The organism is Streptomyces sp. NPDC020780 (assembly GCF_044334475.1).
GTDB lineage: Bacteria > Actinomycetota > Actinomycetes > Streptomycetales > Streptomycetaceae > Streptomyces.
Window position 1 is genome coordinate 1 of record NZ_JBIRTB010000019.1, and the last position, 26,403, is coordinate 26,403.

General features: G+C 71.1%; 20 protein-coding genes. 7 read left to right on the plus strand and 13 right to left on the minus strand.

The genetic code is table 11. The features are described from left to right. Positions 1 to 419: 419 nt before the first annotated feature. From ACH4VO_RS28425 to thyX, 3 genes are all read right to left on the minus strand, one after another. Complete coding sequence (locus ACH4VO_RS28425) at positions 420 to 2,105, minus strand: ribonuclease J (RefSeq protein WP_360994464.1); 1,686 nt, start codon at positions 2,103 to 2,105, stop codon at positions 420 to 422. A gap of 130 nt (positions 2,106 to 2,235) precedes the next feature. Then, a complete protein-coding gene (gene dapA / locus ACH4VO_RS28430; RefSeq protein ID WP_360994467.1) occupies positions 2,236 to 3,135 on the minus strand; it encodes a 4-hydroxy-tetrahydrodipicolinate synthase in 900 nt (299 codons plus the stop codon). A gap of 151 nt (positions 3,136 to 3,286) precedes the next feature. Further along, a complete protein-coding gene (gene thyX, locus ACH4VO_RS28435; RefSeq protein WP_360994470.1) occupies positions 3,287 to 4,024 on the minus strand; it encodes an FAD-dependent thymidylate synthase in 738 nt (245 codons plus the stop codon). Positions 4,025 to 4,199: 175 nt separating this feature from the next. On the opposite strand from thyX, the gene ACH4VO_RS28440 reads away from it, so the two are divergent. Both ACH4VO_RS28440 and ACH4VO_RS28445 read left to right on the plus strand, forming a co-directional pair. After that, on the plus strand, positions 4,200 to 4,439 hold the full coding sequence (locus ACH4VO_RS28440; RefSeq protein WP_069170374.1) for a hypothetical protein: 240 nt from the start codon (positions 4,200 to 4,202) through the stop codon (positions 4,437 to 4,439). Between the two features lie 93 nt (positions 4,440 to 4,532). Further along, a complete protein-coding gene (locus tag ACH4VO_RS28445; RefSeq protein WP_360994473.1) occupies positions 4,533 to 5,084 on the plus strand; it encodes a hypothetical protein in 552 nt (183 codons plus the stop codon). Positions 5,085 to 5,134: 50 nt separating this feature from the next. Here ACH4VO_RS28445 and ACH4VO_RS28450 read toward each other — a convergent pair whose 3' ends face one another. From ACH4VO_RS28450 to eccD, 6 genes are all read right to left on the minus strand, one after another. Then, entirely contained in the window at positions 5,135 to 5,587 is a 453-nt protein-coding gene (locus ACH4VO_RS28450; RefSeq protein WP_360994476.1) for a hypothetical protein, read from the minus strand. Positions 5,588 to 5,600: 13 nt separating this feature from the next. Beyond that, positions 5,601 to 6,353: a 4-hydroxy-tetrahydrodipicolinate reductase gene (gene dapB / locus ACH4VO_RS28455; protein WP_360994478.1), complete on the minus strand. Its 753-nt coding sequence runs from the start codon at positions 6,351 to 6,353 to the stop codon at positions 5,601 to 5,603. Positions 6,354 to 6,375: 22 nt separating this feature from the next. After that, positions 6,376 to 7,755: a pitrilysin family protein gene (locus ACH4VO_RS28460; protein ID WP_069170378.1), complete on the minus strand. Its 1,380-nt coding sequence runs from the start codon at positions 7,753 to 7,755 to the stop codon at positions 6,376 to 6,378. Beyond that, complete coding sequence (locus tag ACH4VO_RS28465) at positions 7,752 to 9,968, minus strand: polyribonucleotide nucleotidyltransferase (protein ID WP_360994693.1); 2,217 nt, start codon at positions 9,966 to 9,968, stop codon at positions 7,752 to 7,754. Before ACH4VO_RS28465 ends, ACH4VO_RS28460 begins: the two co-directional genes overlap by 4 nt. 272 nt (positions 9,969 to 10,240) lie before the next feature. After that, the gene (rpsO, locus tag ACH4VO_RS28470) at positions 10,241 to 10,531 is read right to left on the minus strand and encodes a 30S ribosomal protein S15 (RefSeq protein WP_003965855.1); all 291 of its coding nucleotides are present in this window, start codon (positions 10,529 to 10,531) and stop codon (positions 10,241 to 10,243) included. Between the two features lie 178 nt (positions 10,532 to 10,709). Continuing rightward, positions 10,710 to 12,185, minus strand: a complete 1,476-nt coding sequence (gene eccD / locus ACH4VO_RS28475) for a type VII secretion integral membrane protein EccD (RefSeq protein ID WP_360994482.1) — start codon at positions 12,183 to 12,185, stop codon at positions 10,710 to 10,712. 186 nt (positions 12,186 to 12,371) lie between these two features. Between eccD and eccCa the strand changes: the two genes are divergently transcribed. Together eccCa and ACH4VO_RS28485 are read left to right on the plus strand one after the other, a co-directional pair. After that, the gene (gene eccCa, locus ACH4VO_RS28480; RefSeq protein ID WP_360994484.1) at positions 12,372 to 16,328 is read left to right on the plus strand and encodes a type VII secretion protein EccCa; all 3,957 of its coding nucleotides are present in this window, start codon (positions 12,372 to 12,374) and stop codon (positions 16,326 to 16,328) included. A gap of 180 nt (positions 16,329 to 16,508) precedes the next feature. Beyond that, a complete protein-coding gene (locus tag ACH4VO_RS28485; RefSeq protein ID WP_014048676.1) occupies positions 16,509 to 16,742 on the plus strand; it encodes a DUF397 domain-containing protein in 234 nt (77 codons plus the stop codon). A gap of 78 nt (positions 16,743 to 16,820) precedes the next feature. On the opposite strand, the gene ACH4VO_RS28490 is transcribed toward ACH4VO_RS28485, so the two are convergent. The 4 genes from ACH4VO_RS28490 to eccB all read right to left on the minus strand — a co-directional run bounded on the left by ACH4VO_RS28490 (position 16,821) and on the right by eccB (position 20,583). Continuing rightward, complete coding sequence (locus ACH4VO_RS28490; protein ID WP_069170383.1) at positions 16,821 to 17,126, minus strand: WXG100 family type VII secretion target; 306 nt, start codon at positions 17,124 to 17,126, stop codon at positions 16,821 to 16,823. 56 nt (positions 17,127 to 17,182) lie between these two features. Next, entirely contained in the window at positions 17,183 to 17,533 is a 351-nt protein-coding gene (locus tag ACH4VO_RS28495) for a hypothetical protein (protein WP_360994488.1), read from the minus strand. Between the two features lie 225 nt (positions 17,534 to 17,758). After that, positions 17,759 to 18,988 (minus strand): type VII secretion-associated serine protease mycosin, encoded by a 1,230-nt coding sequence (gene mycP, locus ACH4VO_RS28500; protein WP_360994490.1) that lies wholly within the window; start codon positions 18,986 to 18,988, stop codon positions 17,759 to 17,761. 47 nt (positions 18,989 to 19,035) lie between these two features. Then, entirely contained in the window at positions 19,036 to 20,583 is a 1,548-nt protein-coding gene (gene eccB / locus ACH4VO_RS28505; protein WP_360994493.1) for a type VII secretion protein EccB, read from the minus strand. A 227-nt stretch (positions 20,584 to 20,810) separates the two neighbouring features. Here eccB and eccE point away from each other — a divergent pair, with 227 nt between their 5' ends. The 3 genes from eccE to ACH4VO_RS28520 all read left to right on the plus strand — a co-directional run bounded on the left by eccE (position 20,811) and on the right by ACH4VO_RS28520 (position 26,367). Then, positions 20,811 to 22,160, plus strand: a complete 1,350-nt coding sequence (gene eccE, locus ACH4VO_RS28510) for a type VII secretion protein EccE (RefSeq protein WP_398441631.1) — start codon at positions 20,811 to 20,813, stop codon at positions 22,158 to 22,160. Beyond that, positions 22,160 to 22,882, plus strand: coding sequence for a hypothetical protein (locus ACH4VO_RS28515; RefSeq protein ID WP_360994499.1), 723 nt, complete (start codon positions 22,160 to 22,162; stop codon positions 22,880 to 22,882). The genes eccE and ACH4VO_RS28515 overlap by 1 nt, the downstream gene beginning before the upstream one ends. 446 nt (positions 22,883 to 23,328) lie before the next feature. Continuing rightward, on the plus strand, positions 23,329 to 26,367 hold the full coding sequence (locus ACH4VO_RS28520) for an SCO5717 family growth-regulating ATPase (RefSeq protein WP_360994502.1): 3,039 nt from the start codon (positions 23,329 to 23,331) through the stop codon (positions 26,365 to 26,367). Positions 26,368 to 26,403 lie beyond the last annotated feature (36 nt).

The following is a 26,403-nucleotide window of genomic DNA, read 5'->3' on the forward strand; positions in this document are numbered from 1 at the left end:
TTGAGTTCTCAAGGAACGGACGCTTCCTTCGGTCCCGTTTCACCGGGGCCCTCCGGGCGCTTCCCTTCGTTCTTGCGTTTCCGACTCTATCAGACCCTTTCGTGTCCGATTCCCGGTCGAAGCGGGTGCGCTTTCCAGTTCCTCGCTTTCGCGTTTCCCTTTCCGGCGATTCCGACTCTACCAGAATCTCTTCGTTCCGTTTCCGGTTCGAATTCGATTCCAGCGGCCTGCGGAGGGCCTTTGCCTTTCGGCGGGGCCGATTTTATCAGAAGTTCTGAGTCGGAATTCCACTCTTGCCCAGGTGCTCCCCGGCGCACACGTGCGCGGGGTGCTTCCCGTTCAGGCGGAGACGTAAACGTACTGGAGCGGGGCTCCCCGATGCAAATCGGGGAGCCCCGCTCCAGGTGCGGCCGTCGGGGTCAGACCTCGACGACGACCGGGAGGATCATCGGGCGCCGGCGGTAGGTGTCGGACACCCACTTGCCCACCGTGCGCCGGACCAGCTGCTGGAGCTGGTGCGGCTCCATCACACCGTCCTGGGCCGACTTGTTGAGGGCTTCCTCGACCTTGGGGACGACAGCCGTGAACGCACCGTCGTCGATGCCCGATCCGCGGGCCTGGATGTGCGGGCCGCCCACGATCTTGCCCGAGGAACTGTCCACCACGATGAAGACCGAGATGATGCCCTCGTCGCCGAGGATGCGGCGGTCCTTGAGCGAGGTCTCCGTGACGTCGCCGACCGAGAGGCCGTCGACGTACACGTAACCCGCCTGAACCTTGCCGACGATCTTGGCCTTGCCGTCGACGAGGTCGACGACGACGCCGTCCTCGGCGATGACGATGTGGTCCTTCGGAACACCGGTCAGGGCTCCGAGTTCGGCGTTCGCCCTGAGGTGGCGCCATTCGCCGTGGACCGGCATCAGGTTCTTCGGCTTGCAGATGTTGTAGAAGTACAGCAGCTCGCCGGCCGACGCGTGACCCGAGACGTGGACCTTGGCGTTGCCCTTGTGGACGACGTTCGCGCCCCAGCGGGTGAGGCCGTTGATCACGCGGTAGACCGCGTTCTCGTTCCCCGGGATCAGGGACGACGCGAGGATCACGGTGTCACCCGGGACGATCCGGATCTGGTGGTCGCGGTTGGCCATGCGGGACAGGGCGGCCATCGGCTCGCCCTGGGAACCCGTGCAGACCAGCACGACCTCGTCGTCGGGCAGGTCGTCGAGCGTCTTCACGTCCACGACGAGACCGGCCGGGACCTTCAGGTAGCCCAGGTCCCGGGCGATGCCCATGTTGCGGACCATGGAACGCCCCACGAAGGCGACCCTGCGGCCGTACTCGTGGGCGGCGTCCAGGATCTGCTGGATGCGGTGGACGTGGCTCGCGAAGCTCGCCACGATGATGCGCTTCTGCGCGTTGGCGAAGACCGTACGCAGGACGTTGGAGATGTCCCTCTCCGGCGGGACGAAGCCGGGGACCTCCGCGTTCGTCGAGTCGGAGAGCAGCAGGTCGATGCCCTCCTCGCTCAGCCGGGCGAACGCGTGCAGGTCGGTGAGGCGGCCGTCCAGCGGGAGCTGGTCCATCTTGAAGTCGCCGGTCGCGACCGCCAGGCCCGCGGGGGTGCGGATGGCGACCGCGAGGGCGTCCGGGATGGAGTGGTTGACCGCGATGAACTCGCAGTCGAAGACGCCGATGCGCTCGCGCTGCCCCTCGGCCACCTCGAGGGTGTAGGGACGGATGCGGTGCTCCTGGAGCTTGGCCTCGATGAGCGCGAGGGTCAGCTTGGAGCCGATGAGCGGGATGTCCGGCTTCAGGCGGAGCAGGAAGGGGACACCGCCGATGTGGTCCTCGTGGCCGTGCGTGAGGACGATGCCCTCGACGTCGTCCAGGCGGTCCCGGATCGTGGTGAAGTCCGGCAGGATCAGGTCGATACCGGGCTGCTCCTCCTCGGGGAAGAGCACACCGCAGTCGACGATGAGCAGGCGGCCGCCGTACTCGAAGACCGTCATGTTGCGGCCGATCTCGCCCAGGCCGCCCAGCGGGGTGACCCGCAGGCCGCCCTTCGGGAGCTTCGGCGGGGTACCGAGTTCAGGATGCGGATGACTCAAAAGACTCTCCTTACCACGCGCGCCACGTACCGCTGAGGGCACGTGGCGCGCATGTCATTCGTGCACTTGCTGTTGTCAGGGGCTGTTCCGGTCGCGAGTCTCCCCGCGTATTCAGTTGTGAAGTCCGTGGTTACAGATGTACCCCGCCGGCGGCGAGATCGATCTTGAGCTGGGCCGTCTCCTGCGCGGTGAGTTCCACCATGGGCAGGCGCAGCGGCCCCGCGGGCAGTCCCTGCAGGGTGAGCGCGGCCTTGGTGGTGATCACACCCTGGGTGCGGAACATGCCGGTGAAGACCGGGAGCAGCTTCTGGTGGATCTCGGTGGCCTTCTGCACGTCGCCCCCCAGGTGCGCCTCCAGGAGCGCGCGCAGCTCTGGCGTGACCACGTGCCCGACGACGGAGACGAAGCCGACCGCCCCCACCGAGAGCAGCGGCAGGTTCAGCATGTCGTCGCCCGAGTACCAGGCGAGGCCGGACTGGGCGATGGCCCAGCTGGCGCGGCCCAGGTCTCCCTTGGCGTCCTTGTTGGCGACGATCCGGGGGTGTTCGGCGAGCCGGACGAGCGTCTCCGTGTCGATCGGCACCCCGCTGCGGCCGGGAATGTCGTAGAGCATGACCGGCAGCCCGGTGGAGTCCGCGATGGCGCCGAAGTGCCGCAGCAGGCCCTCCTGCGGGGGCTTGTTGTAGTACGGGGTGACTGCGAGGAGGCCGTGGGCGCCGGTGCGCTCGGCGGTGCGTGCCAGCTCGATGCTGTGCCGCGTGTCGTTGGTCCCGACGCCGGCCACGACGTGGGCCCGGTCTCCCACGGCTTCGAGGACAGCCCGTACGAGCTGGTCTTTCTCCACGTCGCTGGTGGTCGGGGACTCGCCCGTGGTGCCGTTGACGATCAGGCCGTCATTGCCTGCGTCCACCAGATGGGCGGCGAGCCGCTGGGCGCCGTCGAGGTCGAGAGCGCCGTCCGCCGTGAAGGGCGTGACCATAGCGGTGAGGACCCGCCCGAAGGGGGTCTGCGGAGTGGAGATCGGAGCCATGGGTAACACGCTACTCGTTGCTCGGGGCGCCGGGTCCCCTCGGGGGGACGGAGAGAGGAGCCCGGCACTGCCTGCTCGGGGGTTCAAGCAGTGCCGGGTCCGTTTGATCAGCCTAGATGAACTTCTCGAAACGCCGCAATACGGACACCGCCTACGGGGCTACCCGGCCGTTTTTATTGAAGGCGGCATGAGTGAGCGGCATCAGGGTCTGCCAGTGCTGCTCCATCTGTTCGCCGACCATCTCGATCTCGCGCTGCGGGAAGGACGGGACCTTCGCCAGCTCGTGCTGGGTGCGCAGGCCGAGGAAGTGCATCAGTGAGCGGGCGTTGCACGTGGCGTACATCGTCGAGAACAGGCCCACGGGGAGCACCGCGCGGGCCACCTCACGGGCGACTCCTGCCGCCAGCATCTCCTGGTACGCGTCGTACGCCCGGCGGTAGGACTCCTCCATGACACGGCTGGTGAGCGCGTGCTGCTCCGGGGTGCCCTCGACGAACTCGTATTTGCCGGGGCGGCCCTGCTGGATCAGCTTGCGCGACTCCCCCGGGACGTAGAAGACCGGTTCGAGCTCCCGGTAACGGCCCGATTCCTCGTTGTACGACCAGCCCACGCGGTGCCGCATGAACTCGCGGAACACGAAGATCGGGGCGCTGATGAAGAAAGTCATCGAGTTGTGCTCGAACGGGCTTCCGTGCCGGTCCCGCATCAAGTAGTTGATGAGCCCCTTCGAGCGCTCGGGGTCCTTCGTGACCTCCTCCAGGGACTGCTCACCGGCCGTCGACACACGGGCCGCGAAGAGCACGTCGGAGTCGGTGGCAGCTGATTTCACCAGGTCAACGGTGACATCGCTGCGGAAGTGGGCCTTCGTGGGCTCGGGGGTGTCGGTCACCGGCGGGGGTCCTTCCAATGGCGTCGCTCGTGCGGCGTCCACTCTACGGGCCCCGGAGGGGCGCCTCCGTCAGCGGGAATTCCTGGACGGATCGGCGATTCGGGGCACCGATCGGGCTCTCCGTACGTCTGACTCGGTAGCAGTACCCGTCCCAGAGTTCAAGGAGAGCTTCCTCATGTTCCGCCGGCGTGAATCCGTCCCGTTCTCGTTCGTTGCCGAGGCCGACCGGTTCCGCAGCAATGTCACTCCGCCTCCCCGCGAACGGGCCAGCGTCTCTCAGCTGGCCGGCCGCTCCCTCGTGGGGCTCACCCTCATCGCCGGTTTCGCCGGGGCGCTGCTGTTCGGTGTCCCCGCCCTCGAGACCGGCACGGCGCCCTCCCACGGCCAGACGTCCGAGGCGTCCCAGCACCGCTGACCCGTACGGGGCCCCTGGGGTGGCCGCCCCGGGGGCTGCTCGGTAGCCTCACCGGGCACAGCAATCGAGCGTGCTTGTGAGTGAGGATCAGTCGTGCCCCTGCCCTTCCTGACGGCCGACCGCGCATTCGACGCGGGCGCGGAGGACATCGCGCTGCCGTTCGACGACCACGACAGCTGGCGGCGGCCCTACCGGCCCGGCCCGTGGCGGGTCTCGGCGGCGGCCACCCTGCTGCTGCTGGCGTCCTTCGTGCTGCTCGCGGCAATGATCATCTCGTTGGCCGGATCGCTGTCCGGCGCCACCGCCTGCTTCGCCCTCGCGAGCGTGGCGATCGTCTGCGCGCTGCGGCTGCTGCGCGTGGGCGCGTGGGTCAGCCGGCACGGCGTCCGCCGGGTGGGCTTCCTCCGCACGACCACGGTGCCGTGGGAGCGGACCGCGTCGGTCCGCACGGTCCAGCAGCCGGTGCGGTGGCTCGGCTTCCCGCGCACCGTCCAGGGCCAGGCCCTGATCGTCGTGCGGCGGAACGGCGAGCCGCTGCCGCCGCTGGTCACGGACCACAACGCCGATTTCCTGGCCCGAGCCGAGGCGTTCGAGCGCGCCACCGACACGATCGAGGCCTGGGGCGACGAGTACCGCACCGGCTGACGCCGGACCCACCCCGCGGCAGGACGTACGGCAAGCCGGTACGGCGCCTCTCAGGCCCGTACCGGCTTGTTCGCGTGCAGGGCGATGGCACGCTGCATCGCCCTGCGGGCCCGCGGGGTGTCCCTGGCGTCCTGGTAGGCGACGGCCAGCCTGAACCAGCAGCGCCAGTCGTCCGGGGCGTCCTCGGTCTCCTCGCGCCGCCGTGCGAACACCGCGTCGGCCGAGGCCCGGTCGATACGCCCGGACGGGGTGCGCACCAGCTCGTCGACGGGCAGGCCGCCCTCCGCGTCCAGTTCCGCCGCCAGGGCGTTGGCCCTGCGGACGAACTGGGTGTTCTTCCAGAGGAACCAGACGCCGATGGCCGGCAGGATCAGCACCGCCACGCCGAACGTGACCGTCAGCAGCGTGCTGTGCCGGATGAGCAGGACGCCACGGCTGCCGGCGAGGACGAAGTAGAAGACCAGGACGGCGGCGGTGACGGTGTAGGTGAGCTTTGCGCGCATGGGGGGTGCCCCGTCAGTTCAGGTCGAGGAAGTGTTCCAGGCCGAAGGTGAGGCCGGGAGTGGTCACCACGCGGCGTGTGCCGAGCAGGATGCCCGGCATGAAGCTGCTGTGGTGCAGTGAGTCGTGGCGCAGGGTGAGGGTCTCGCCCTCGCCGCCCAGCAGGACCTCCTGGTGGGCGAGGAGGCCGCGGAGCCGGACCGAGTGGACCGGGACCCCGTCGACGTCCGCGCCCCGGGCGCCGTCCAGCGCCGTGGCGGTGGCGTCCGGCTGCGGGGCGCAGCCGGCCTTCTCGCGGGCGGCGGCGATGATCTGGGCGGTGCGGGTGGCGGTGCCGGAGGGGGCGTCCGCCTTGTTCGGGTGGTGGAGCTCGATGACCTCGACGGACTCGAAGTAACGGGCCGCCTGCTCCGCGAACTTCATGGTGAGGACGGCGCCGATGGAGAAGTTCGGCGCGATGAGCACCCCGGTCCCCGGGGAGCCGGCGAGCCAGGTGTTCAGCCGCGCGAGCCGTTCGTCGGTCCATCCCGTGGTACCGACGACCGCGTGGATGCCGTGGCGGACACAGAAGTCGAGGTTGCCCATCACCGACCCGGGGGTGGTGAGCTCGACGACGGCCTGGGCGCCGGTGTCCGTGAGGGTCTCCAGACCGTCACCGCGGCCGAGTGCGGCCACCAGCTCCATGTCGTCGGCGGCCTCGACGGCTCGCACCGCTTCGGACCCGATGCGTCCCTGGGCGCCGAGAACGGCCACGCGCAGCTTGCTCATGTGCTCTGTTTCCTTACGGGGGTTAGGAGACCGCTTCGTGGAGGCGGTCGGCCTGCTTGTCCTTCAGGGGGCCGATGACCGAGAGCGAGGGCCGGTGTCCGAGGACCTCGGCCGCCACGGCGCGGACCTCGTCGGGGGTGACAGCCGCGATCTTGGCCAGCATGTCGTCGACCGACATCTGCTCGCCCCAGCACAGCTCGCTCTTGCCGATGCGGTTCATCAGCGCGCCCGTGTCCTCCAGGCCGAGGACGGTGGAACCGGCGAGCTGGCCGACGGCGCGACCGATCTCCTCGTCGCCGAGTCCGTCGCTCGCCACCCGGTCGAGCTCGTCACGGCAGATCTTGAGGACGTCGTGCACCTGGCTGGGCCGGCAGCCCGCGTAGACACCGAAGAGCCCGCAGTCGGCGAAGCCCGAGGTGTACGAGTAGACGCTGTAGGCGAGACCGCGCTTCTCCCGTACCTCCTGGAAGAGGCGGGAGCTCATGCCGCCGCCGAGCGCGGTGTTCAGGACACCGAGGGCCCAGCGGCGCTCGTCGGTCCTGGCCAGGCCGGGCATGCCGAGGACGACGTGGGCCTGCTCGGTCCTGCGGTTCAGCAGCTCGACCTTGCCGGCGGTGCGCAGGGTGCGGGTGCCTTCGCGCGGTGCCGTGGGGACGGCGTCGGTGCGGGACAGGGCGCCGGCCCGCTCGAAGGCCCTGCGGACCTGGCGTACGACGGTGGCGTGGTCGACGTTGCCCGCGGCGGCGACGACCAGGTGCGTGGGGTCGTAGTGCTTCTTGTAGAAGCGGGCGATCTGGCCGCGGTTCAGCGCGTTGATCGTGTCGACGGTACCGAGGACCGGGCGGCCCAGCGGGGTGTCGCCGAGCATGGTGTGCGCGAACAGGTCGTGCACGCAGTCACCGGGGTCGTCCTCCGTCATCGCGATCTCCTCGAGGATGACACCGCGCTCGGCGTCGACGTCCTCGGAGGCGATCAGCGAGCCGGTCAGCATGTCGCAGACGACGTCGATGGCCAGCGGCAGGTCGGTGTCCAGGACCCGCGCGTAGTAGCAGGTGTACTCCTTCGCCGTGAAGGCGTTCATCTCGCCGCCGACCGCGTCGATCGCGGACGAGATGTCGAGGGCGCTGCGCTTGGCGGTGCCCTTGAAGAGGAGGTGTTCGAGGTAGTGCGTCGCGCCGTTCAGGGTGGGCGTCTCGTCACGTGAACCGACGTTGGCCCAGATCCCGAAGGTGGCGGAGCGTACGGAGGGCAGGGTCTCGGTGACGACCCGGAGGCCGCCGGGGAGAACGGTGCGGCGCACGGTGCCGATGCCGTTGGTGCCCTTGAGGAGCGTTTGGGTACGGGCGACGGCCCGCCCCTCGGAGGAGGGGCGGGCCGTCGTCACGGAACTACGGGACGTCACTGGGCGGCGTCGTCCTTCTTCTCGTCGGCCTCTTCGCCCTCGACCACGGGGATCAGGGAGAGCTTGCCGCGGGAGTCGATCTCGGCGATCTCGACCTGGACCTTGGCGCCGACGGCGAGCACGTCCTCGACGTTCTCCACGCGCTTGCCACCGGCGAGCTTGCGGATCTGCGAGATGTGCAGCAGACCGTCCTTGCCGGGCATGAGGGAGACGAACGCACCGAAGGTGGTGGTCTTGACGACCGTACCCAGGTAGCGCTCGCCGACCTCCGGCATGGTCGGGTTGGCGATCGCGTTGATCGTGGCGCGGGCGGCCTCAGCCTGCGAGCCCTGCTGGGCACCGATGTAGATGGTGCCGTCGTCCTCGATCGTGATGTCGGCGCCGGTGTCCTCCTGGATCTGGTTGATCATCTTGCCCTTGGGGCCGATGACCTCGCCGATCTTGTCCACCGGGATCTTGACCGTGATGATCCGCGGGGCGTTCGGGGACATCTCGTCCGGGACGTCGATAGCCTCGTTCATGACGTCCAGGATGTGCAGACGCGCGTCACGGGCCTGCTTCAGCGCGGCGGCCAGGACCGAGGCGGGGATGCCGTCGAGCTTGGTGTCGAGCTGGAGCGCGGTCACGAACTGCTTCGTACCGGCGACCTTGAAGTCCATGTCGCCGAAGGCGTCCTCCGCACCGAGGATGTCGGTGAGGGCGACGTAGTGGGTCTTGCCGTCGATCTCCTGGGAGATCAGGCCCATGGCGATACCGGCGACGGCGGCCTTGAGCGGCACACCGGCGTTCAGCAGCGACATGGTGGAAGCGCAGACCGAGCCCATGGACGTCGAGCCGTTGGAGCCCAGCGCCTCGGAGACCTGGCGGATCGCGTAGGGGAACTCCTCGCGCGAGGGCAGCACCGGCATGATGGCGCGCTCGGCGAGCGCGCCGTGGCCGATCTCGCGGCGCTTGGGCGAGCCCACGCGGCCGGTCTCACCGACGGAGTACGGCGGGAAGTTGTAGTTGTGCATGTAGCGCTTGCGGGTCACCGGGGAGAGGGTGTCCAGCTGCTGCTCCATGCGGAGCATGTTGAGGGTGGTGACGCCCAGGATCTGGGTCTCGCCACGCTCGAACAGCGCCGAGCCGTGCACGCGCGGGATGGCCTCGACCTCGGCAGCGAGCGTACGGATGTCCGTGACGCCGCGGCCGTCGATGCGGACCTTGTCCTTGATGACGCGCTCGCGGACCAGCTTCTTGGTCAGCGCGCGGTAGGCACCGGAGATCTCCTTCTCGCGGCCCTCGAAGGCCGGGAGGAGCTTCTCGCCGGCGATCTCCTTGATGCGGTCCAGCTCCGCCTCGCGCTCCTGCTTGCCGGCGATGGTGAGTGCCTTGGCGAGCTCGGTGCTGACGGCGGAGGTGAGCGCCTCCAGGACGTCGTCCTGGTAGTCGAGGAAGACCGGGAACTCGCCGGTGGGCTTGGCGGCCTTGGCGGCGAGGTCGGACTGGGCCGTGCAGAGCGCCTTGATGAAGGGCTTCGCGGCCTCGAGACCGGCGGCGACGACCTCTTCGGTCGGGGCCTCGGCACCGTCCTTGACGAGCTGGATGGTCTTCTCGGTGGCCTCGGCCTCGACCATCATGATCGCGACGTCGCCGTCCTCCAGGACGCGACCGGCGACGACCATGTCGAAGACGGCGTCCTCGAGCTCGGTGTGCGTCGGGAAGGCGACCCACTGGCCCTTGATCAGCGCGACACGGGTGGCGCCGATGGGGCCGGAGAAGGGCAGGCCCGCCAGGATCGTGGAAGCGGAGGCGGCGTTGATCGCGACCACGTCGTACAGGTGGTCGGGGTTGAGCGCCATGATCGTCTCGACGATCTGGATCTCGTTGCGCAGGCCCTTCTTGAAGGAGGGGCGCAGCGGGCGGTCGATCAGGCGGCAGGTGAGGATCGCGTCCTCGGAGGGCCGGCCCTCACGGCGGAAGAAGGAGCCGGGGATCTTGCCGGCCGCGTACTGCCGCTCCTCGACGTCCACCGTGAGGGGGAAGAAGTCGAGCTGGTCCTTGGGCCGCTTGGAAGCGGTGGTGGCCGACAGCACCATGGTGTCGTCGTCCAGGTACGCGACGGCGGAGCCGGCGGCCTGCTTGGCCAGGCGGCCCGTCTCGAAGCGGATGGTGCGGGTGCCGAAGGTGCCGTTGTCGATCACGGCTTCGGCGTAGTGGGTCTCGTTCTCCACTAGTGATTTCTCCATACTCGTCGTCTTTCGTCCTGCCGCCCGTGTGACGGAGGACGGTGCGGAGAAGCGCACCGTGTGTGCGGGCCGGTCTTCGATCGAAGCTCCCGGGGTCACGCCCCGGGGGCCACTACCGAGGACCGGCGGCGGCCGTCAGGCGCCTCTCCTCGTTCTTGGGTTGTGCGTCCAGGTTACTGAGCGGATCCCTGGTCCCGCACGTACAGCAAAGGGAGCGGCCCCCTGGAACCGGGGAACCGCTCCCTCTCACAGCGTGCTTACTTGGCGCCGCCGGCCGCACCACGGCGGATGCCGAGGCGGTCGACGAGCGCGCGGAAACGCTGGATGTCCTTCTTGGCCAGGTACTGAAGGAGGCGGCGACGCTGGCCGACCAGGATCAGCAGACCACGACGGGAGTGGTGGTCGTGCTTGTGCGTCTTGAGGTGCTCCGTCAGGTCCGAGATCCGGCGGGAGAGCATGGCGACCTGGACCTCGGGGGATCCGGTGTCACCCTCCTTCTGGGCGAACTCGGACATGATCTGCTTCTTCGTAGCGGCGTCGAGCGGCACGCATACTCCTCTGGGTGTTCGATGCGCCCACGAGTGCCCCTGGTCTTGACCGCAGGGGAGCTTCCGTGACTCGGAGGCGAAGGTCCGATGAGCGCAGTCCCCAGGGATGATCCGAGAACGCGTACACAAACGGCCACCAGTCAGAGTACCAGCCGTTACGGGCCTCTCTCGACGGGTCTCAGCCGGTCATGGCCCGGGCCCGGGTGTAGACGTCGAGTACGGCCAGGCAGAGCGGGACCAGGGAGAGCAGCAGGGCGCTCTCCGTGAGGTCGAGGAGACGGCCCCAGAACGGGGAGAGGCCCTTGCGCGGGATGATCAGGCCGATCGCGGTGAGCAGGGCCGCGCCTGCCGCGACCGCTGCCGAGAGCCAGATCGTACGGATGTCCAGCGAGCCCCGGTCCCCGTAGCGCACCAGGTCGTACAGCAGGTCGGCCGGCGGGTTGAGCGAGAGGCCGAGCACGAGCAGGGCGATCGCGCCGATGCCGGCCACCAGGACGCAGGCGACCTGCGAGGAGTAGCGGAAGAGGCGGGCGCGCAGCAGCATCGCGAGTCCGGCGGCCAGCGCCAGGACCTGACCCCAGATGTTGTCGGAGAAACCGAGGACCGCGGCGGATCCCACGACCACCGCGGAGCAGCCGCCGACCAGGCCGAGGAGCATCTCGTGGCCACGGCGGGCCTGGGCGGCGATGCGGTCGGCGTCGACGGGCTCCGCCTCGGGTGCGGCGCCGGGCTCGGCGAAGGAGTCGTCGTAGCCGGCGGGCCCGGGGCGGGGGGCGGCGTAGCCGATGGGCAGCCGGGCGAAGCGGGCGGAGAGGCCGGGCAGGAAGGCGACCAGGCCGAGGGCCACGGGGGCGCAGACGGCGGCGGTCCGGGTGGCCGTGGCCTCGGTGAGGATCGCGACGAAGGTGGCGAGGGTCCCGACGGTGGCCAGGAAGGTGGCCGCGACGAAGGGGGCGTCGCCGCTGGGGGTGAGGGCGACCAGGACGACCGAGGCGAGCAGGACGGCGACGCAGCCGAGCAGGAACTGCAGCCGGCCGGGGCCCTGGCCGGCGTCGGGGCCGATGACGCCGGAGCCCGCGATGAGGACGAGGGGCAGTGCGCCGAGGCCGAGGGCGACCGCGGTGGCCCGGTCCGCGTAGACCCGGGCGCGCACGCCCGCGAAGGCGGTCAGCAGCAGGCCCGCGGAGCCGGCGATGATGCCGGGCAGGCTGTGCATGTCGTGCCGTACGGGGTCGGCGAACCAGAGCACGAAGCCCATCAGGACGAGCAGCAGAACGCCGCCCACCAGCCCGGCACCGCGCAGGAGTTCGTCGCTCCACAGGTGGCGGTCGCGGGTGACGGCGGAGGCGACGGCGTCCGAGACGTCGTCGAAGACGGCCGGCGGCAGTGACTGCGCGAAGGGCCGCAGGCTGAGGAGTTCGCCGTCGAGCACCTGCTGCGCGGCGAGTGTGCGGGCGCCGTCCAGGACGGTGCCGTCGCGGCGGACGAGGTGGTAGCCGGTCGGTGTCCCGGCCGCCTGGGTCTGGCCCGTGAGACGCAGGATCTCGGGGTAGACGTCGGCGACGGCGATGTCCTCCGGGAGGGCGACGTCGATCCGGCTGTCGGGTGCCACGACAGTGACGCGGCAGAATCCCGTCGCTGCGGTCGTACTCACGTGTCTGGGTCCCCCTGATTCGCGGTTGCGCACAGTGCGCGCGCCACCCTACCGGGAGGGGGGAAGGTGATCTGCAAGTAGGATCACCGTCGCGCGGATCCGAGTCCGCAGCAAACGCAGCCACGGGGGCGTCGGTGCGGACAGAACCGGCCTTCCGCCCGTCCGTACCGAGGGATTGATGTTCCGGTGAGCCAGATCGTCGTGAAGCGGCCTCCGCGGTCTCTGCCGCCGGAAGTGCCCGCGGAGGAATTGGTGTTGGAGGCTCCTCCCGAACTGCCCCGCGGGCAGCAGGAGGGCATGCTGATGCAGATCCTGCCGGTGCTCGGCATGGGTTCGTCGGTGGTCTTCTTCTTCTCTCCGCAGGCTCCTCCGTTCATGCGGATCATGGGTGTCCTGATGCTGGTCTCGACCGTCGGCATGGTGGTGGCGCAGCTCGTCAGGCACCGCCGCGGTACGCAGGGGCAAATGGGCGATGTCCGACGTGACTACCTGAAGTACCTGGCCCAGACGCGCCGCACGGTGCGCAGGACGGCCCGCACGCAGCGCGATGTGCAGCTCTATCTTCACCCGGCACCGGAGCAGTTGTGGTCGCTGGTGGCCGAGGGCAGCCGGGTCTGGGAGCGGCGCGTCGGCGACAACGACTTCGCCCAGGTGCGGGTGGGTCTGGGTGCGCAGCAGCTGTCGACTCCGCTGGTCGCTCCCGACACGGCTCCGGTGGACGAGCTGGAGCCGATGTGCGCGGGGGCGATGCAGCAGTTCCTGGCAGTGCACGGTTCGCTGGACGGGCTGCCGATGGCCGTGTCGATGCGGGCGTTCTACCACGTGACGGTGTCGGGCCGGCCGGAGTCGGCGCAGTCGGCGGCGCGCGCTCTCGTGGCGCAGCTGGTGACCCTGCACTCCCCCGAGGACCTGATGGTCGCCGTCGTGGCGGCGCCGGGGGCGGTGGCGCGGTGGGACTGGACGAAGTGGCTGCCGCACACGCAGGTGCCGGGACAGGTCGACGGTGCCGGTACGAAGCGGCTGTTCGGCGACGATCTGGGTGAGCTGGAGACGCTGCTGGCGAGTCGGCTGGACGGGCGGCCGCGGTTCGGCCGGGAGAGCCAGCCGGTGCTGGACCAGCCGCACATCGTGGTGGTGCTGGACGGCGGGATGGTGCCGCCCGACTCCCTGTTCGCGGCGGCCGAGGGCCTGCAGGGCGTGACGATCGTCGAGGTGGTGCCGGGCGAGCTCGACGAGCCGCGCGGCGGCCTGTCGGTGGTGGTACGGCCGGGGCTGCTGCGGCTGGAGTCCGGTGCCGGTCTCGCGTACGAGGGTGTGCCGGACAGCCTGTCGCCGGAGGCCGCGGAGGCGCTGGCGCGGCAGCTGGCCCCGCTGCGCACGGGCGGGGGTGACGACGACGAACCGCTGCTGGCCAACCTGGACTTCACGGATCTGCTGAACCTCGGGGACGCGGCCTCGGTCGACGTGGCCCGCACCTGGCGGCCCCGTTCGGTGTCGGAGCGGCTGCGGGTGCCGATCGGTGTGGGCGAGGACGGCCAGCCGGTGATGCTGGACCTCAAGGAGGCCGCGCAGGACGGTATGGGCCCGCACGGGCTGTGTGTGGGCGCGACGGGTTCCGGGAAGTCGGAGCTGCTGCGGACGCTGGTGCTGGGACTCGCGGTCACGCACTCCTCGGAGACGCTGAACTTCGTGCTCGCCGACTTCAAGGGCGGTGCGACGTTCGCCGGGATGTCGCAGATGCCGCACGTGGCGGCGGTCATCACCAACCTCGCGGACGACCTCACCCTCGTCGACCGCATGGGCGACGCGATCCGCGGCGAGCTGCAGCGCCGTCAGGAGCTGCTGCGCTCGGCGGGCAACTACGCGAACATCCACGACTACGAGAAGGCCAGGGCGGCGGGCGCGGCGCTGGAGCCGCTGGCCTCGCTGGTGCTGGTCATCGACGAGTTCTCCGAACTCCTCACGGCCAAGCCGGACTTCATCGACATGTTCATCCAGATCGGCCGCATCGGCCGTTCGCTGGGTGTCCATCTGCTGCTGGCGTCGCAACGCCTGGAGGAGGGCAAGCTGCGGGGGCTGGACACGTACCTCTCCTACCGGGTCGGTCTGCGGACCTTCTCCGCGGCGGAGTCGCGTACGGCGCTGGGGGTGCCGGACGCGTACCACCTTCCGTCGGTGCCGGGGTCGGGCTACCTGAAGTTCGGCACGGACGAGATGACCCGCTTCAAGGCGGCCTACGTGTCGGGGACGTACCGCACGGGCGGTCCCGATCTGTCGGTGGGGCAGCTGCCGATCGAGCGGCGGCCCGCGGTGTTCAGCGCCACCCCTGTGCCCGTCGTCTACGCGGCTCCCGATCCGGCGCAGTCGGCGGCCCGGGCGGCGGCGGACGACGAGGCGCTCGCGGACACGGTGCTGGACGTGATCGTGCGGCGGCTGGAGGGTCAGGGGGTGCCGGCCCACCAGGTGTGGCTGCCGCCGCTGGACCGGGCGCCGACGCTCGACCAGCTGCTGCCGGGGCTCGCGCCGACCGCGGACCGCGGGTTCACGGCGACCGAGTACACCCGGCCCGGTGGGCTCACCGTGCCGCTCGGCCTGATCGACAAGCCGTTCGAGCAGCGGCGTGAGGTGCTGTACCGGGACTTCTCCGGTGCGGCCGGGCACATGCTGGTCGTGGGTGGTCCGCAGTCCGGCAAGTCCACGATGATGCGGGCGCTGATCTCCTCGTTCGCCCTCACCCACACGCCGCACGAGGTGCAGTTCTACGGGCTGGACTTCGGCGGTGGCGGCCTCGTCTCGCTGGCGGAGCTGCCGCATGTGGGCGGCATGGCGTCGCGGCTGGATCCGGAGCGGGTGCGGCGTACGGTCGCGGAGGTGGGGGGTGTGCTCAACCGGCGTGAGGAGTTCTTCCGCGCCCACTCCATCGACTCCATCGCCACCTACCGGCGCAAGCGCGCCCAGGGCGAGCTGCCCGGCGAGGCGTGGGGCGACGTGTTCCTGGTCATCGACGGCTGGGGCGGCTTCCGCACCGAGTACGAGGGGCTGGAGCAGGTCGTCACGGAGATCGCCGCGCGCGGTCTCGGGTACGGCGTCCACGTGGTGATCACCGCGGCCCGTTACATGGAGGTGCGGGCGGCGCTGAAGGACCAGATCCTCGGGCGGCTCGAACTGCGGCTCGGCGACGTCATGGACTCGGAGTTCGACCGCAAGGTCGCGGCGAACGTGCCCACGGGTGTGCCTGGCCGTGGCCAGGTCCCGGAGAAGCTGCACTTCATGGGCGCTCTGCCGCGTATCGACTCCGTCAGCAGCGGCGACGACCTCTCCGAGGGCACCGCCGCGTTCGTCGGGGCCGTGCGGTCGAACTGGGCGGGTCCGGCGGCGCCTTCGGTACGGCTGCTGCCGCGCAAGCTGCCGGCGGACCAGCTGCCGAAGGGCTTCGAGTTCCCGGAGCGGGGCATCGCGATCGGGATCGACGAGACCTCGCTGGAGCCGGTGTTCGTCGACTTCGAGACGGACCCGTTCTTCCTGATCTTCGGCGAGAGCGAGTCCGGCAAGACCAACCTGCTGCGGCTGATCGCCAAGCAGATCGCGGAGCGCTACTCCCCCGACGAGGCGAAGCTGGTCGTCGGCGACTACCGGCGTGCCCTGCTGGGGGCGCTGCCGGAGTCCCATCTGCTGGAGTACGCGCCGATGGCGAGCGCGATGCAGATGCACATGGAGGCGCTCGCGGGGGTGTTCTCCCGGCGCCAGCCGCCGACGGACGTGACACCGCAGCAGCTGCGGGACCGCAGCTGGTGGTCGGGGCCGCAGATCTTCATCGTGGTCGACGACTACGACCTGGTCGCGACGAACGCGGGCAATCCGCTGGCCCCGCTCGCGGAGTACCTGCCGTTCGCCCGGGACACCGGTGTCCGGTTCATCATCGCGCGGAACTCGGCGGGTGCGTCGAGGGCGATGTACGAGGGCTTCATGCAGCGCATCAAGGAACTGGGCGCACAGGGCGTGGTGCTGGCCGGCGACCCGTCCGAGGGCGAGCTGATCGGCTCCGTACGCGGCCACGCGATGCCGCCGGGGCGCGGGTACTTCGCGTCGCGCCGGCGCGGGACGCCGCTGGTGCAGACGGGACGGCTGCCGGAGCAGCACTGAGGTGCCCGCACGGTCCACGGGGCTCCCGCACGCGCTGGGGAGCCCCACGGTCAGGTGTGGGAGGTGCCGATCCGGACGTACTGGCCCCGGGCGTCCGGCGATCCGGGGATAATCAGCGGCCAGGCCGTAAGCACGAACACCCGGCGGTGGGCGCTTCTCCGCCGGAAAGAAAGGCGACCGATGGGCACTCAGCAGGAGAAGGACGAGCTGTACGCACTCGACATCTCGGGGGTGGAGTGGCTGAGCGCCCCCGGCACCGAGGAGGCCGAGGAACGGGTGGAGATCGCGCACCTGCCGGGCGGGGCCGTCGCGATGCGGTCCTCACTGGATCCGGAGACGGTGCTGCGCTACACGGAGGCCGAGTGGCGGGCCTTCGTCCTGGGGGCGCGGGACGGCGAGTTCGACCTGAAGTGACCCGGACCTGAGTTGCCGTCACACGGAAGAGGGACACGCCCCGCGGGCGTGTCCCTCTTCCGTGCGCGGGCGGCCGGGTCAGTACGCCTCGTCGAAGAGGCGCGAGGCCTTGACGTCCGTGGAGCGGTAGCTGTCCTTGCCGTTCTCGATGATCTTCGCCGTCTGCTCGAGACGGTCCTTCATGTGGTCGGCCTTGCCCTTGTACTTGCCCTGGAGGACGACGTACCCGGCGTGGGCGTCACCGTCCCAGGTGTCGGTGACGACCTTCAGGGCGGCGTCCATCTCCTCGAGGTCCTTGATGATGTTGCGCGAGACCACACGGATGCGGTTCGCCATCTCCTGGACGCTCTCGTACTTGACCTTGGTGTTCGGATCTCCGGCCATCTGTCTGCTCCTCCGTGATCAGGCGTGCGGCGTGTGCGTGGGTGCGGCGGCGGGGCTCAGAGGTTGTTGAGCCCGGACGTGTTGCCCGAGGACGCCGACTCCTTCACGGCGGCGAAGGCCGCACGGACCTCGTCGTCGTTGGCGTTGCTGAGGTTCTTGGTCTGGCTCACACCGTTGAGGAGGACCTGCAGCAGGCGGCGGATCTCGTCGTGGTCCTGGTTGATCGCGATCTGTGCGGACGTGAATCCGCCGGCGCCGACACCGGTCCAGCCGGCACTGACGGTGGCGAGGATGTCGGCGAGCTCGCGGGACTGCTTGGAGACCGCCTCGGCCGTCTCGATGATCTTGTTCTTGGCCTGGACGATCGGATCGTCGGCAAGTCCGAAACCGGAACCGGTGTTGCTCATCCGGAAGTCCTCTCTCTCAGTTCCCGGGCCTGCCCGCGGGTCGCGGGCAGGGTTTCGCTGCGCGGGTTCCTAGAAGCGTCCGGCGGCGCTGACGCACCCCGGAACCGGACTCGGCCACTTCTCGTTCCCCCGTCACACACGTGAAGTCCGGTCCCACCCTAGTCATATCGTCAGCTCTCCCCAACCGGACTCCACGGAGAGAGATCCAGTTCACGGAAGGGGCGTTCAACGCGGTGCGCGCCGTCGCCGGACATCCCGGACGACCGTCGCCGTACCGGCCACGACCCCGACCAGGACCGCCGCCAGGGCGAGCGTGTAGGTGGCGTAGCGCTCGCTGCGTTCCTGCGAGGTCTCCGTCATCGCCAGGTGCGCGGGTTCGGGCGCGGGCGCCTTGGGCGGCGCCGGGTCCGGGCGTGCGGCCTGCAGCGGTACGTCGTCCTTGTCGCCCGCCAGCGCCCGTACGGGGTCCACGACGCCCCAGCCGACGTAGGGGTCGTGACCCGTGACGGAGCGTTCGGCGGTCTGCTCGATGCGGGCGACGATCTCGTGGGGCTTCCAGTCCGGGTACTTGGCGACGAGGAGGGCGGCGACCCCCGCGACGTAGGGCGCGGAGAAGCTGGTGCCGTTGTCGGTGCACTGGCCGTTGCCCGGGACGGTGGAGACGATGTCGACGCCCGGAGCGGCGACGCCGACGAATTCACCGGCCTGGGAGAAGGCGGCGCGCTCGTTGTTGCGGTCGGAGGAGGCGACCGCGAGGACGCCGGGGAAGGCGGCCGGGTAGGTCGTCTTCAGCTTGCCGTCCATGCCGTCGTTGCCGGCCGAGGCGACCACGACGATGTCCGCGGCGAGCGCCCTGGCCACGGCCCTGCCCAGCGCCGAGTCCTCGGTGAGCGGCTTGGTGGTGTCCTGGGAGATGTTGATGACGTCGGCACCCTTGGCGATCGCGTGGTCGATCGCGGTGGCCATCGTCGTGTCCTTGCCGCTGTTCTTCTCGTCGTTCTGCCGGATCGGGATGATCGTGGCCTCGGGTGCCAGGCCGACGAAGCCCGTTCCCTCCCGGGGGCGGGCGGCGATGATGCCGGCGACCTTGGTGCCGTGCCCGAGCTCGTCGGTGGTGCCGTCGCTCCTGCCGCCCTTGAGGAGGTTGCGGCCGGCGGAGGTGTCCACGGCCTTCCTGAGCTGCGGGTTGGCGTTGTCCACGCCGGTGTCGATGACCGCGACCCGGACGCCCTCGCCCTTGGTTTCCTGCCAGAGTTCGTCCAGCATGACGCGCTGGAGGGGCCAGGGACGGCCCTCGAACTGCTCCTTCATCGGGAAGGTGCATTCACCGCTGCCGTCGAGGGCCGGGCCCGCCGGAGCGCCCGGTCCCGCTGCGGCGTACGCGCCGGCCGGCCACGCCAGTGCGGCGAGTGCGGCGGTGGCGGCCGTCAGTCCGGCCGTCCTGCGGTCCATCATGTATTCCTCTCCCCCGGGTCCCGCGTGCGTCCCCGTTGTCCGCGCGGTCAGGAGCCCTGGGGCTGGCGGGCGCTGTTGGTGTCGAGCCGGGGGCCCTTGGACAGGAACTCGGACCAGGCGATGGGCACGAGCGAGGGGGTGACCTTCTCGTACCCCAGGCGGATCTGGGCCTGACTGGCCTCGGGCCTGCCGTCCTGGGCCTCCGGCTGGTCCCCGGCGCCGATGTCCGAGCGCTCGGCGTCGCTGTCGCCGTTCGCCTGCACCGCGTACCGCAGTCCCGTGTCGGTCACCAGGAAGAGTGACCCGTCGGGCCTCGTCTGCTTGCCCCGGACCTGGGTGTAGAGCAGGCCGCTGCCGGGGGTGACGTAGGTGCTGGTGCCACCGGCGTTGATGGCGGCGGGGTAGGCGGTGCCCGCCCAGGTGGTCAGGGTCGTGCGCCCCCTGTCGTCGACCTTGCGCAGCACGCTGCACACCGTGTCACGACTGCCGCCACCGCTGGTGGAGTTGACCTGCTCGGCCTTGTGCGCGGGCCAGCGGGCGGCCTGGCCGGCGAAGGTCCGCGTGTCGGGCACGAAGTCCTGCAGGCCGACGGAGCGGGCCTCGCTGTCGAGGTTGAGCGGCGCGGTCTGCGGGGAGTTGATCAGCAGCCAGGCGGTGAACTCGGAGACCGGCTGGACCGTGCCCTCCAGGACGACGTAGAAGGCCGTTCCCTCGCCGGTCCTGGTGCGCAGGACCATGCCGACCTTGTTCTCCTCGGCGGAGAGCTGGCCTTCGATGTGCGCGGGCGCGCCGACCGTACCGGGGATGCGCGGGAAGACGAGCGGGCTGCCCTCGTGCAGGGTGGCGAGCCAGTCGTCGGTGACGGGCTGCGGCCGGCGGCTGCCGACGAGCGCGTTGGTCAGGTGTCCGTCGTCGGTCGCGCTCTCGTCGATGCGGTACTTCGTGCCGCTCGCGTCGACGAGGTAGCGGGCCTCGTCCTGGCCCTGTACGTAGAGGACCTGACCGCCGCTGAGCTGTTTGCCGCCCTCGGTCAGCGCGTTGTCCCGTTCGGCGAAGACGAAGGCCGCCTTCTGCACGGAGTTGCCCTTGCCGCCGGGCTGTTCGCAGACCGCCCACCGCTTCGCGGTGCCCGCGTCCTTCGCCTCGGGAAGCCGGTCGGGGGCGTACGGGATGCCGAGGATCGGACCGCGCGGCGGCTTTCCGGCGTCCAGGATGTCGTCACCGACCTGGACGACGTCGAACTGCTGCGGAGTCAGCAGGAGGCGGGCGGAGGCGAGGTTGAGCACCGGGTGGAGCAGGGTCTTCCTCTCCTTGCCCTTGCCGGTGCTGAGCACGACGTAGCGGGTGGTGGACTTCTTGCCGACGATCACCTTGGTACCCGGCTTGTCCCAGTCCTTGGGCGCGGTGGGCTTGAACATCCCCCACGCCCCGAATCCCGCCATGATCAGCGCACCGACGATCAGGCTCGGGACGACGGCACGCAGCGGGCGCGGGGCGCCCTCCTCCGTGCCGGTGGGCGAGGGTTGGAGGAAGGCGGCCACCGTGCGCTTCTTCGCAAAGGTGTACGCGTTGAGCTCGTCCCGCCGTGATGCCATGAGTGTGTCTGTCTCCCGTGTCTCCCCGCGCGGCCCAGGAGCGTACGCGTCCCCGCCCCCTGTGCCGGACCCCGGACGCCGGACCCTGGTGCCGGACCGGCCCCCTACTATGCCTGCTGATCGCGCGCGCCTGCGGGGCGGGTAGGGTGATCCAGCCGCCGAAGCCCCGGCGGGAGCGGGGCGAGCGGGTGGAGTTGGGGCCTTATGAACGGGGGAATGCCGGAATGATGGCTTCCGCGACACGGACACGTCCGGCCGGGAACACGCAGCCGCCGAGGGGGCCCGGCGCGGGCGGCCCGGGAGGCTCCCGCCGCCGTTCGCGCACCTCCGCCGGCGGCCCGGCCGGTCCCGGCGGCGCTGCCGCACCCCGCCTGAACGGACGTGCCGGACAGATCGGTTCGTTCCGATTGCAACAACTCGTACTGATCGAAATCGCGGCCGCGCTGCTGCTCACGGCCTGGGTGATCGAGCCGCTGCTCCTGGTGCCCGCCGGTGTCGTCGCCGCGGTCCTGGTGCTGCTCGCCGTGGTCCGCAGGCACCGCCGTTCGCTGCCCGAGTGGCTGGGCACCGTCCTCGCGCTCCGGGCCCGCGGCCGCCGTGCGGCCTCCTCGGTGGTGCCCGCAGGCACGGAGCCGGGCCTGGCCCCCGCGGTGGAGTGTGAACCCGCCCTGCGCACGTACTCGTTCAGCGACCGTGACCGGCGCCCGGTCGGGATGATCGGCGACGGTACGTACCTCTCCGCCGTCCTCCAGGTCGAGTCGGACGCCACCGCGCTGCGGCCGGACCGCTCGACCCGCCCCCTCCCGCTGTCCCTCGTACGGGAGGTGCTGGAGGTCGACGGGATCAGGCTGGAATCGGCGCAGATCGTGCAGCACACCCAGCCCGCTCCCGCCCCACACCTCCCGCCGCAGTCGGTGGCCGTACGCAACTACGCGCCGCTGCAGGCCCGGACGGGTTCGCCCGCACTGCGGATCACCTGGATCGCGCTGAAGCTGAACCCCGAGCTCTGCCCCGAGGCGGTGGCCGCCCGCGGCGGCGGGCTCGTGGGGGCGCAGAAGTGCGCGGTACGGGTGGCGGACCAGCTGGCGAGCAGGCTGACCGGGGCCGGCTTCCGCGCCACGGTGCTGACCGAGCAGGAACTGACCTCCGCCGTCGCCACGTCGTCGTGCGTCAGCCCGCTGGCGATGGCCCAGGCCAGCCGTACGGAGACACCCGGTCGCCGCACCGAGGAGACCTCGCGGACCTGGCGCTGCGACGACCGGTGGCACACGAGTTACTGGGTGAGCCGCTGGCCCCACCTGGGCGGCGGCGGCGCCTCGATGCCCCAACTGGTCGCGCTGCTCACCTCGATACCGGCCCTGGCCTCGACGTTCAGCCTGACGCTGGGGCACGGCGACCGTTCGTCCGTCTCGGTCACGGGGCACGTCCGCATCACCGGGCGCAGCGACGAGGAACTCCTCGCGGCCCGTCATGAACTCGAGCGCACCGCGCGCGGTGTCAAGGCGTCGCTGGTACGGCTGGACCGCGAACAACTGCCCGGCGTGCTCGCCACACTGCCGCTCGGGGGTACCCGCTGATGTCCGCCACTTCCCCCACCCGGCCCCGGCTGGGTTTCGGTCTGATCGGACCGCGCCGCGGCCGGCACACGGTCTCGGTCGACGAACTGGCCTCGCTGGCCGTGCCCGTCGGGGACGACGGCACGGTGATCGGTGTGGACGCGGAGGGGCGGCCCGCGGTCCTGGGCATCAACCGGCCCACTCCGTACGAGGTCACGCTGATCGGCGGCCTCTGGACGGCCCAGGTGCTGGCGCTGCGCGCGGCGGCGACGGGAGCCCGGATCGCCGTGGAGACCGGACGGTCGCAGGCCTGGACGAGCCTGGCGCAGGCGGCCGGCGGCGGGCAGCCGTGCATCGCGCTGCACGAGGTGGGGCGGGTTCCGCCGCAGGGAGCTTCGGCCGGGTCCCCCGTGGTCGTGGTGCGCGACTGCGGCATGCGTCCGCCGCGCGGCCGTGTGGTGGCCGGGCCCTGGCAGTCCGTGGTCACGCTGCTGCCCTACCTGAGCCCGGTGGCCCCCCGGCTGATGGAGAAGTCGGCTCTCGTCGGCGTCCAGCGGGTCTCCCCGGACGAGGCGGCGCAGATCGGGCGGATCCTCAACCTGCCGCCCGCGGAGACGCAGGCGCTGTCCACGCTGGCCGACGGGGTCACGCTGTGGTGCGCGGGCGGGGACCGGCAGTTCGTCATGACCCAGGGCACCGACGCCGAGACGGGCCTGCTGGGCAGCGCACGCCGCATGGACTGAGCGGCCTGCGGGACGGTGGTCCGGCAGGTACGGCCCTGGTCGCACGGCACCGGCCCGGTGGGGCCGTGGCCCGGCGCACAGTCCCGGTCGCGCGGGCGCCGGTCCCGTACACGGCGCCGATCGCGCACGGCCGCCGGGACAGAGGCACCGTCGCACGGACCGGGCAGCGATTCGGTGGCGTACGAGCCTTTTTGGCTGCTTCCTTCTGTCGCGGCTGCGGCACCCGGTTCACTTGTGTGCGGCGCCTGACCTACTGGACAGTTCTTCCGGTGCGGTACGGCCTGCCGCACCGCGCCCGATGGCGATTAGGGTGGGTGGGGCGTGGCAGAGGAACCTGCGGGCAGGCACTGCGCGTCGCAAGGGGGAGAGCCGGGCGGACCGGACGACGGGAACGGTCGCCCCCACCCACCACGGCACAAGGGTGCTCGACCACACCAGGAGGCAAAGTGAACGGCGATCGGGACGAGATCCGCGGGGGATGGAACGCGCCCGCCGACGAGTCGTCCGACGCGGAACCCGTCGAGATGACGGGTGAGTTCACCATCGACTACACCCCGCCGGCCTGGTACACGCAGAACGCGTCGGGGGACTCGTCGGGCGGGGCCGGGTCGCACCTGGCGCCCCCGCCGCCGCACGGCGCTCCGCTGGCGCTGCCCGGCCTGCCGGCCGGGGGTGCTTTCGAGCCGAACTGGCCGCCGTCCGTGCCGCCCGCGTCCGCGTCACCGGAGCCGTCCTCCCCGTCGCCGTCCGCGCCTGCCGCGCCGTCCTCCGAGCCCGGGCCTGTGCCGGCCGCCGCTTCTCCGGGTCCGTCCGGACCGGTGGAGCCGGAGGCGGGGAGCGGCCCGGACGCGTACGGCGGCGGTGACCTGGAGAGCGGCGCGACGATGCGGTTCTCACCTGCCGCGCTGAAGCGGGAGATCGCCCAGCGCGAGGCCGCCGGCGCCGCGGGCAGCGCCCCGGCTAGCGCGGCGGCGAACACCCCGGACGCCGCGCCGCCCGGGTCCACCGGTGATTCCGCAGAGGATCCGGCGGCCGGGGAGAACAGTGACGCGGCTGCGTCCGCGACCGTGGACGGGCGCGGCACGAGCGGCCCCGCCGAGCGCGACGAGACGTCCCAGGAGAGCGGGAGCCCGAGCGTCCCGGACGCGGACTCCGTACCGGCCGGCGCGCACGTGGTCCCGGACTCCGCACCGGCCGACGCCGCCGACGGCGCGTCCGGGCCGGAGACCGCACCGCCGGGCGCGTCCGCCCCCGCCGTGCCGGACGCGGATCCGCAGGAAGCGGTGCCCACGGGCACGCCGACGACCGGTGCCGCACCGGCGGAGGCAGCACCGTCCGAGGAGCCCCAGGACGCCGTACCGTCTGACGTGCCGGCGCCGTGGTCTCCCACACCGCCCGCACAAGGCGCCCTTCCGCCACTCCCGCCCGCCTTCCAGCCGGCCGCGCCGCAGCCCAGCATCCCGCAGCCCGCGGCGCACTGGCCCGCGACCCCGCCCGCTCCCGCACCCGCGCCGTCCGCCGAGGCCCAGGGCGGCTACGGATTCCCCCAGGCTCACGCACCCGCACCCGCACCCGCCGCTCCGCTGCCGCCGGCCCAGGCCGACGCACCGGCGCCGCAGGGTGGTTACGGGTTCCCCCAGCAGCCGCAGCAGCAGTTTCCGGCGCAGGGCGGCTACGGATTCCCGCCCGGTCCCCCGCAGGCGGCCCGGCCGGCGCACGCCCCCCAGCCGCGCTTCCCCGCGCAGGGCGCCCCACTCCCCCCGCATGCGCCGTATCCTCCCCAGGTCCCGCAGGCCGCGTCGCCCCCGCAGCAGGCCCTGCCGGCCCCGGGTGCGCCGCAGCTTCCGGCTCCGCAGTCTCCTCAGCAGCCCGACGCCTACCTGCCCCAGCAGCCGGGCCCCCAGGCCCCGCCCGTCGATCCGCGCACGGGGGCGGCCTGGCCCACCCCGGTCACCCATGACCAGCGTGAGCGTTCGGTGCCGGGCGCACCGCTCGGCTACACGGCAGCGGTCGAGCTCTCCTCGGACCGGCTGGTCCGGGGCAAGCAGAAGGCCAGGAGCAGCCGCAACCCGTCCGGCCCCTCCCGGTTCAAGCTGGGCGGCAAGAAGGAGGAGATCGAGCGGCAGCGCAAGCTGGAGCTGATCCGCACGCCGGTACTGACGTGCTACCGGATCGCGGTCATCAGCCTCAAGGGCGGCGTGGGCAAGACCACGACGACCACCGCGCTGGGTTCCACCCTGGCCACCGAGCGGCAGGACAAGATCCTCGCCATCGACGCCAACCCGGACGCCGGCACCCTCGGCCGCCGGGTGCGCCGCGAGACCGGGGCCACCATCCGTGACCTGGTCCAGGCGATCCCGTACCTCAACTCGTACATGGACATCCGCCGCTTCACCTCGCAGGCGCCCTCGGGTCTCGAGATCATCGCCAACGACGTGGACCCGGCGGTCTCCACGACCTTCAACGACGAGGACTACCGGAGGGCCATCGACGTCCTGGGCAAGCAGTACCCGATCATCCTCACCGACTCGGGTACCGGACTGCTCTACAGCGCGATGCGCGGTGTACTCGACCTCGCCGACCAGCTGATCATCATCTCCACACCCTCCGTCGACGGCGCGTCCAGCGCCTCCACCACCCTGGACTGGCTCTCGGCGCACGGTTACGCGGACCTGGTGCAGCGTTCGCTCACGGTCATCTCCGGGGTCCGCGAGACCGGAAAGATGATCAAGGTCGACGACATCGTGCAGCATTTCGAAACACGCTGCCGGGGCGTGGTGGTCGTGCCGTTCGACGAACACCTGTCCGCGGGCGCCGAGGTCGACCTGGACATGATGCGGCCCAAGACGCGCGAGGCCTACTTCAACCTCTCCGCCCTCGTCGCCGAGGACTTCCAGCGGGCCCAGCAGCAGCAAGGGCTGTGGACCTCCGACGGCGGCAGCCCGCCGCCGCAGTTCGCCCCGCCGATGCCGGGTCAGCAGGCCCCGGGGCAGCAGCAGTACGCGCCCCATCAGCACCCCGGACAGCCGTACGGCGACAACCGGCCCTACCCGGGCCAGCCGCAGCCCGGTCAGCCGCAGCAGCCCTACCCGCAGCACTCCCAGCAGCCGTATCCGCAGCAGCCCTACGGAGGCCGGCAGCCCTCGCCACCCCAGCCGGCCGCGCCCGCACAGCCCTACCCGCCGCACCCCGGACCCGGCGCCCAGCACAACGGCTGGCAGCAGAACGGCTGGCAGCAGAACGCGGCACCGCCGAGCCCGGCGCAGCCGCACGGCGGGCAGCCGAACGGGGCTCCGTACAACGGCTGGCAGCAGTCGCCGCCCTCCCAGGCGCAGTCGGGCGCGAACCCGGCCGGACCGCCCTCGGCACCCGCCCACCCCGATGGCCGGGCCCATGAGTCCGACCAGCCCGAACTGCGGGGCCCCGTGCCGCCGGACGGGCGGCAGCAGTACCCTCCGCAGCCGCCGCCAGCGCCTCAGCAGTGAGGCAGTAGAGGTCTGAACCAATGAGGGCCCGCACCG

Coding starts and splice junctions, on each gene's coding strand:
- dapA (WP_360994467.1), bottom strand. CDS start 3,135: ATGGCTCCGATCTCCACTCCGCAGACCCCCTTCGGGCGGGTCCTCACC.
- eccB (WP_360994493.1), bottom strand. CDS start 20,583: ATGGCATCACGGCGGGACGAGCTCAACGCGTACACCTTTGCGAAGAAG.
- mycP (WP_360994490.1), bottom strand. CDS start 18,988: ATGATGGACCGCAGGACGGCCGGACTGACGGCCGCCACCGCCGCACTC.
- ACH4VO_RS28440 (WP_069170374.1), top strand. CDS start 4,200: ATGTTCCGCCGGCGTGAATCCGTCCCGTTCTCGTTCGTTGCCGAGGCC.
- ACH4VO_RS28495 (WP_360994488.1), bottom strand. CDS start 17,533: ATGAGCAACACCGGTTCCGGTTTCGGACTTGCCGACGATCCGATCGTC.
- ACH4VO_RS28485 (WP_014048676.1), top strand. CDS start 16,509: ATGGGCACTCAGCAGGAGAAGGACGAGCTGTACGCACTCGACATCTCG.
- ACH4VO_RS28450 (WP_360994476.1), bottom strand. CDS start 5,587: ATGCGCGCAAAGCTCACCTACACCGTCACCGCCGCCGTCCTGGTCTTC.
- ACH4VO_RS28515 (WP_360994499.1), top strand. CDS start 22,160: ATGTCCGCCACTTCCCCCACCCGGCCCCGGCTGGGTTTCGGTCTGATC.
- ACH4VO_RS28490 (WP_069170383.1), bottom strand. CDS start 17,126: ATGGCCGGAGATCCGAACACCAAGGTCAAGTACGAGAGCGTCCAGGAG.
- dapB (WP_360994478.1), bottom strand. CDS start 6,353: ATGAGCAAGCTGCGCGTGGCCGTTCTCGGCGCCCAGGGACGCATCGGG.
- eccE (WP_398441631.1), top strand. CDS start 20,811: ATGGCTTCCGCGACACGGACACGTCCGGCCGGGAACACGCAGCCGCCG.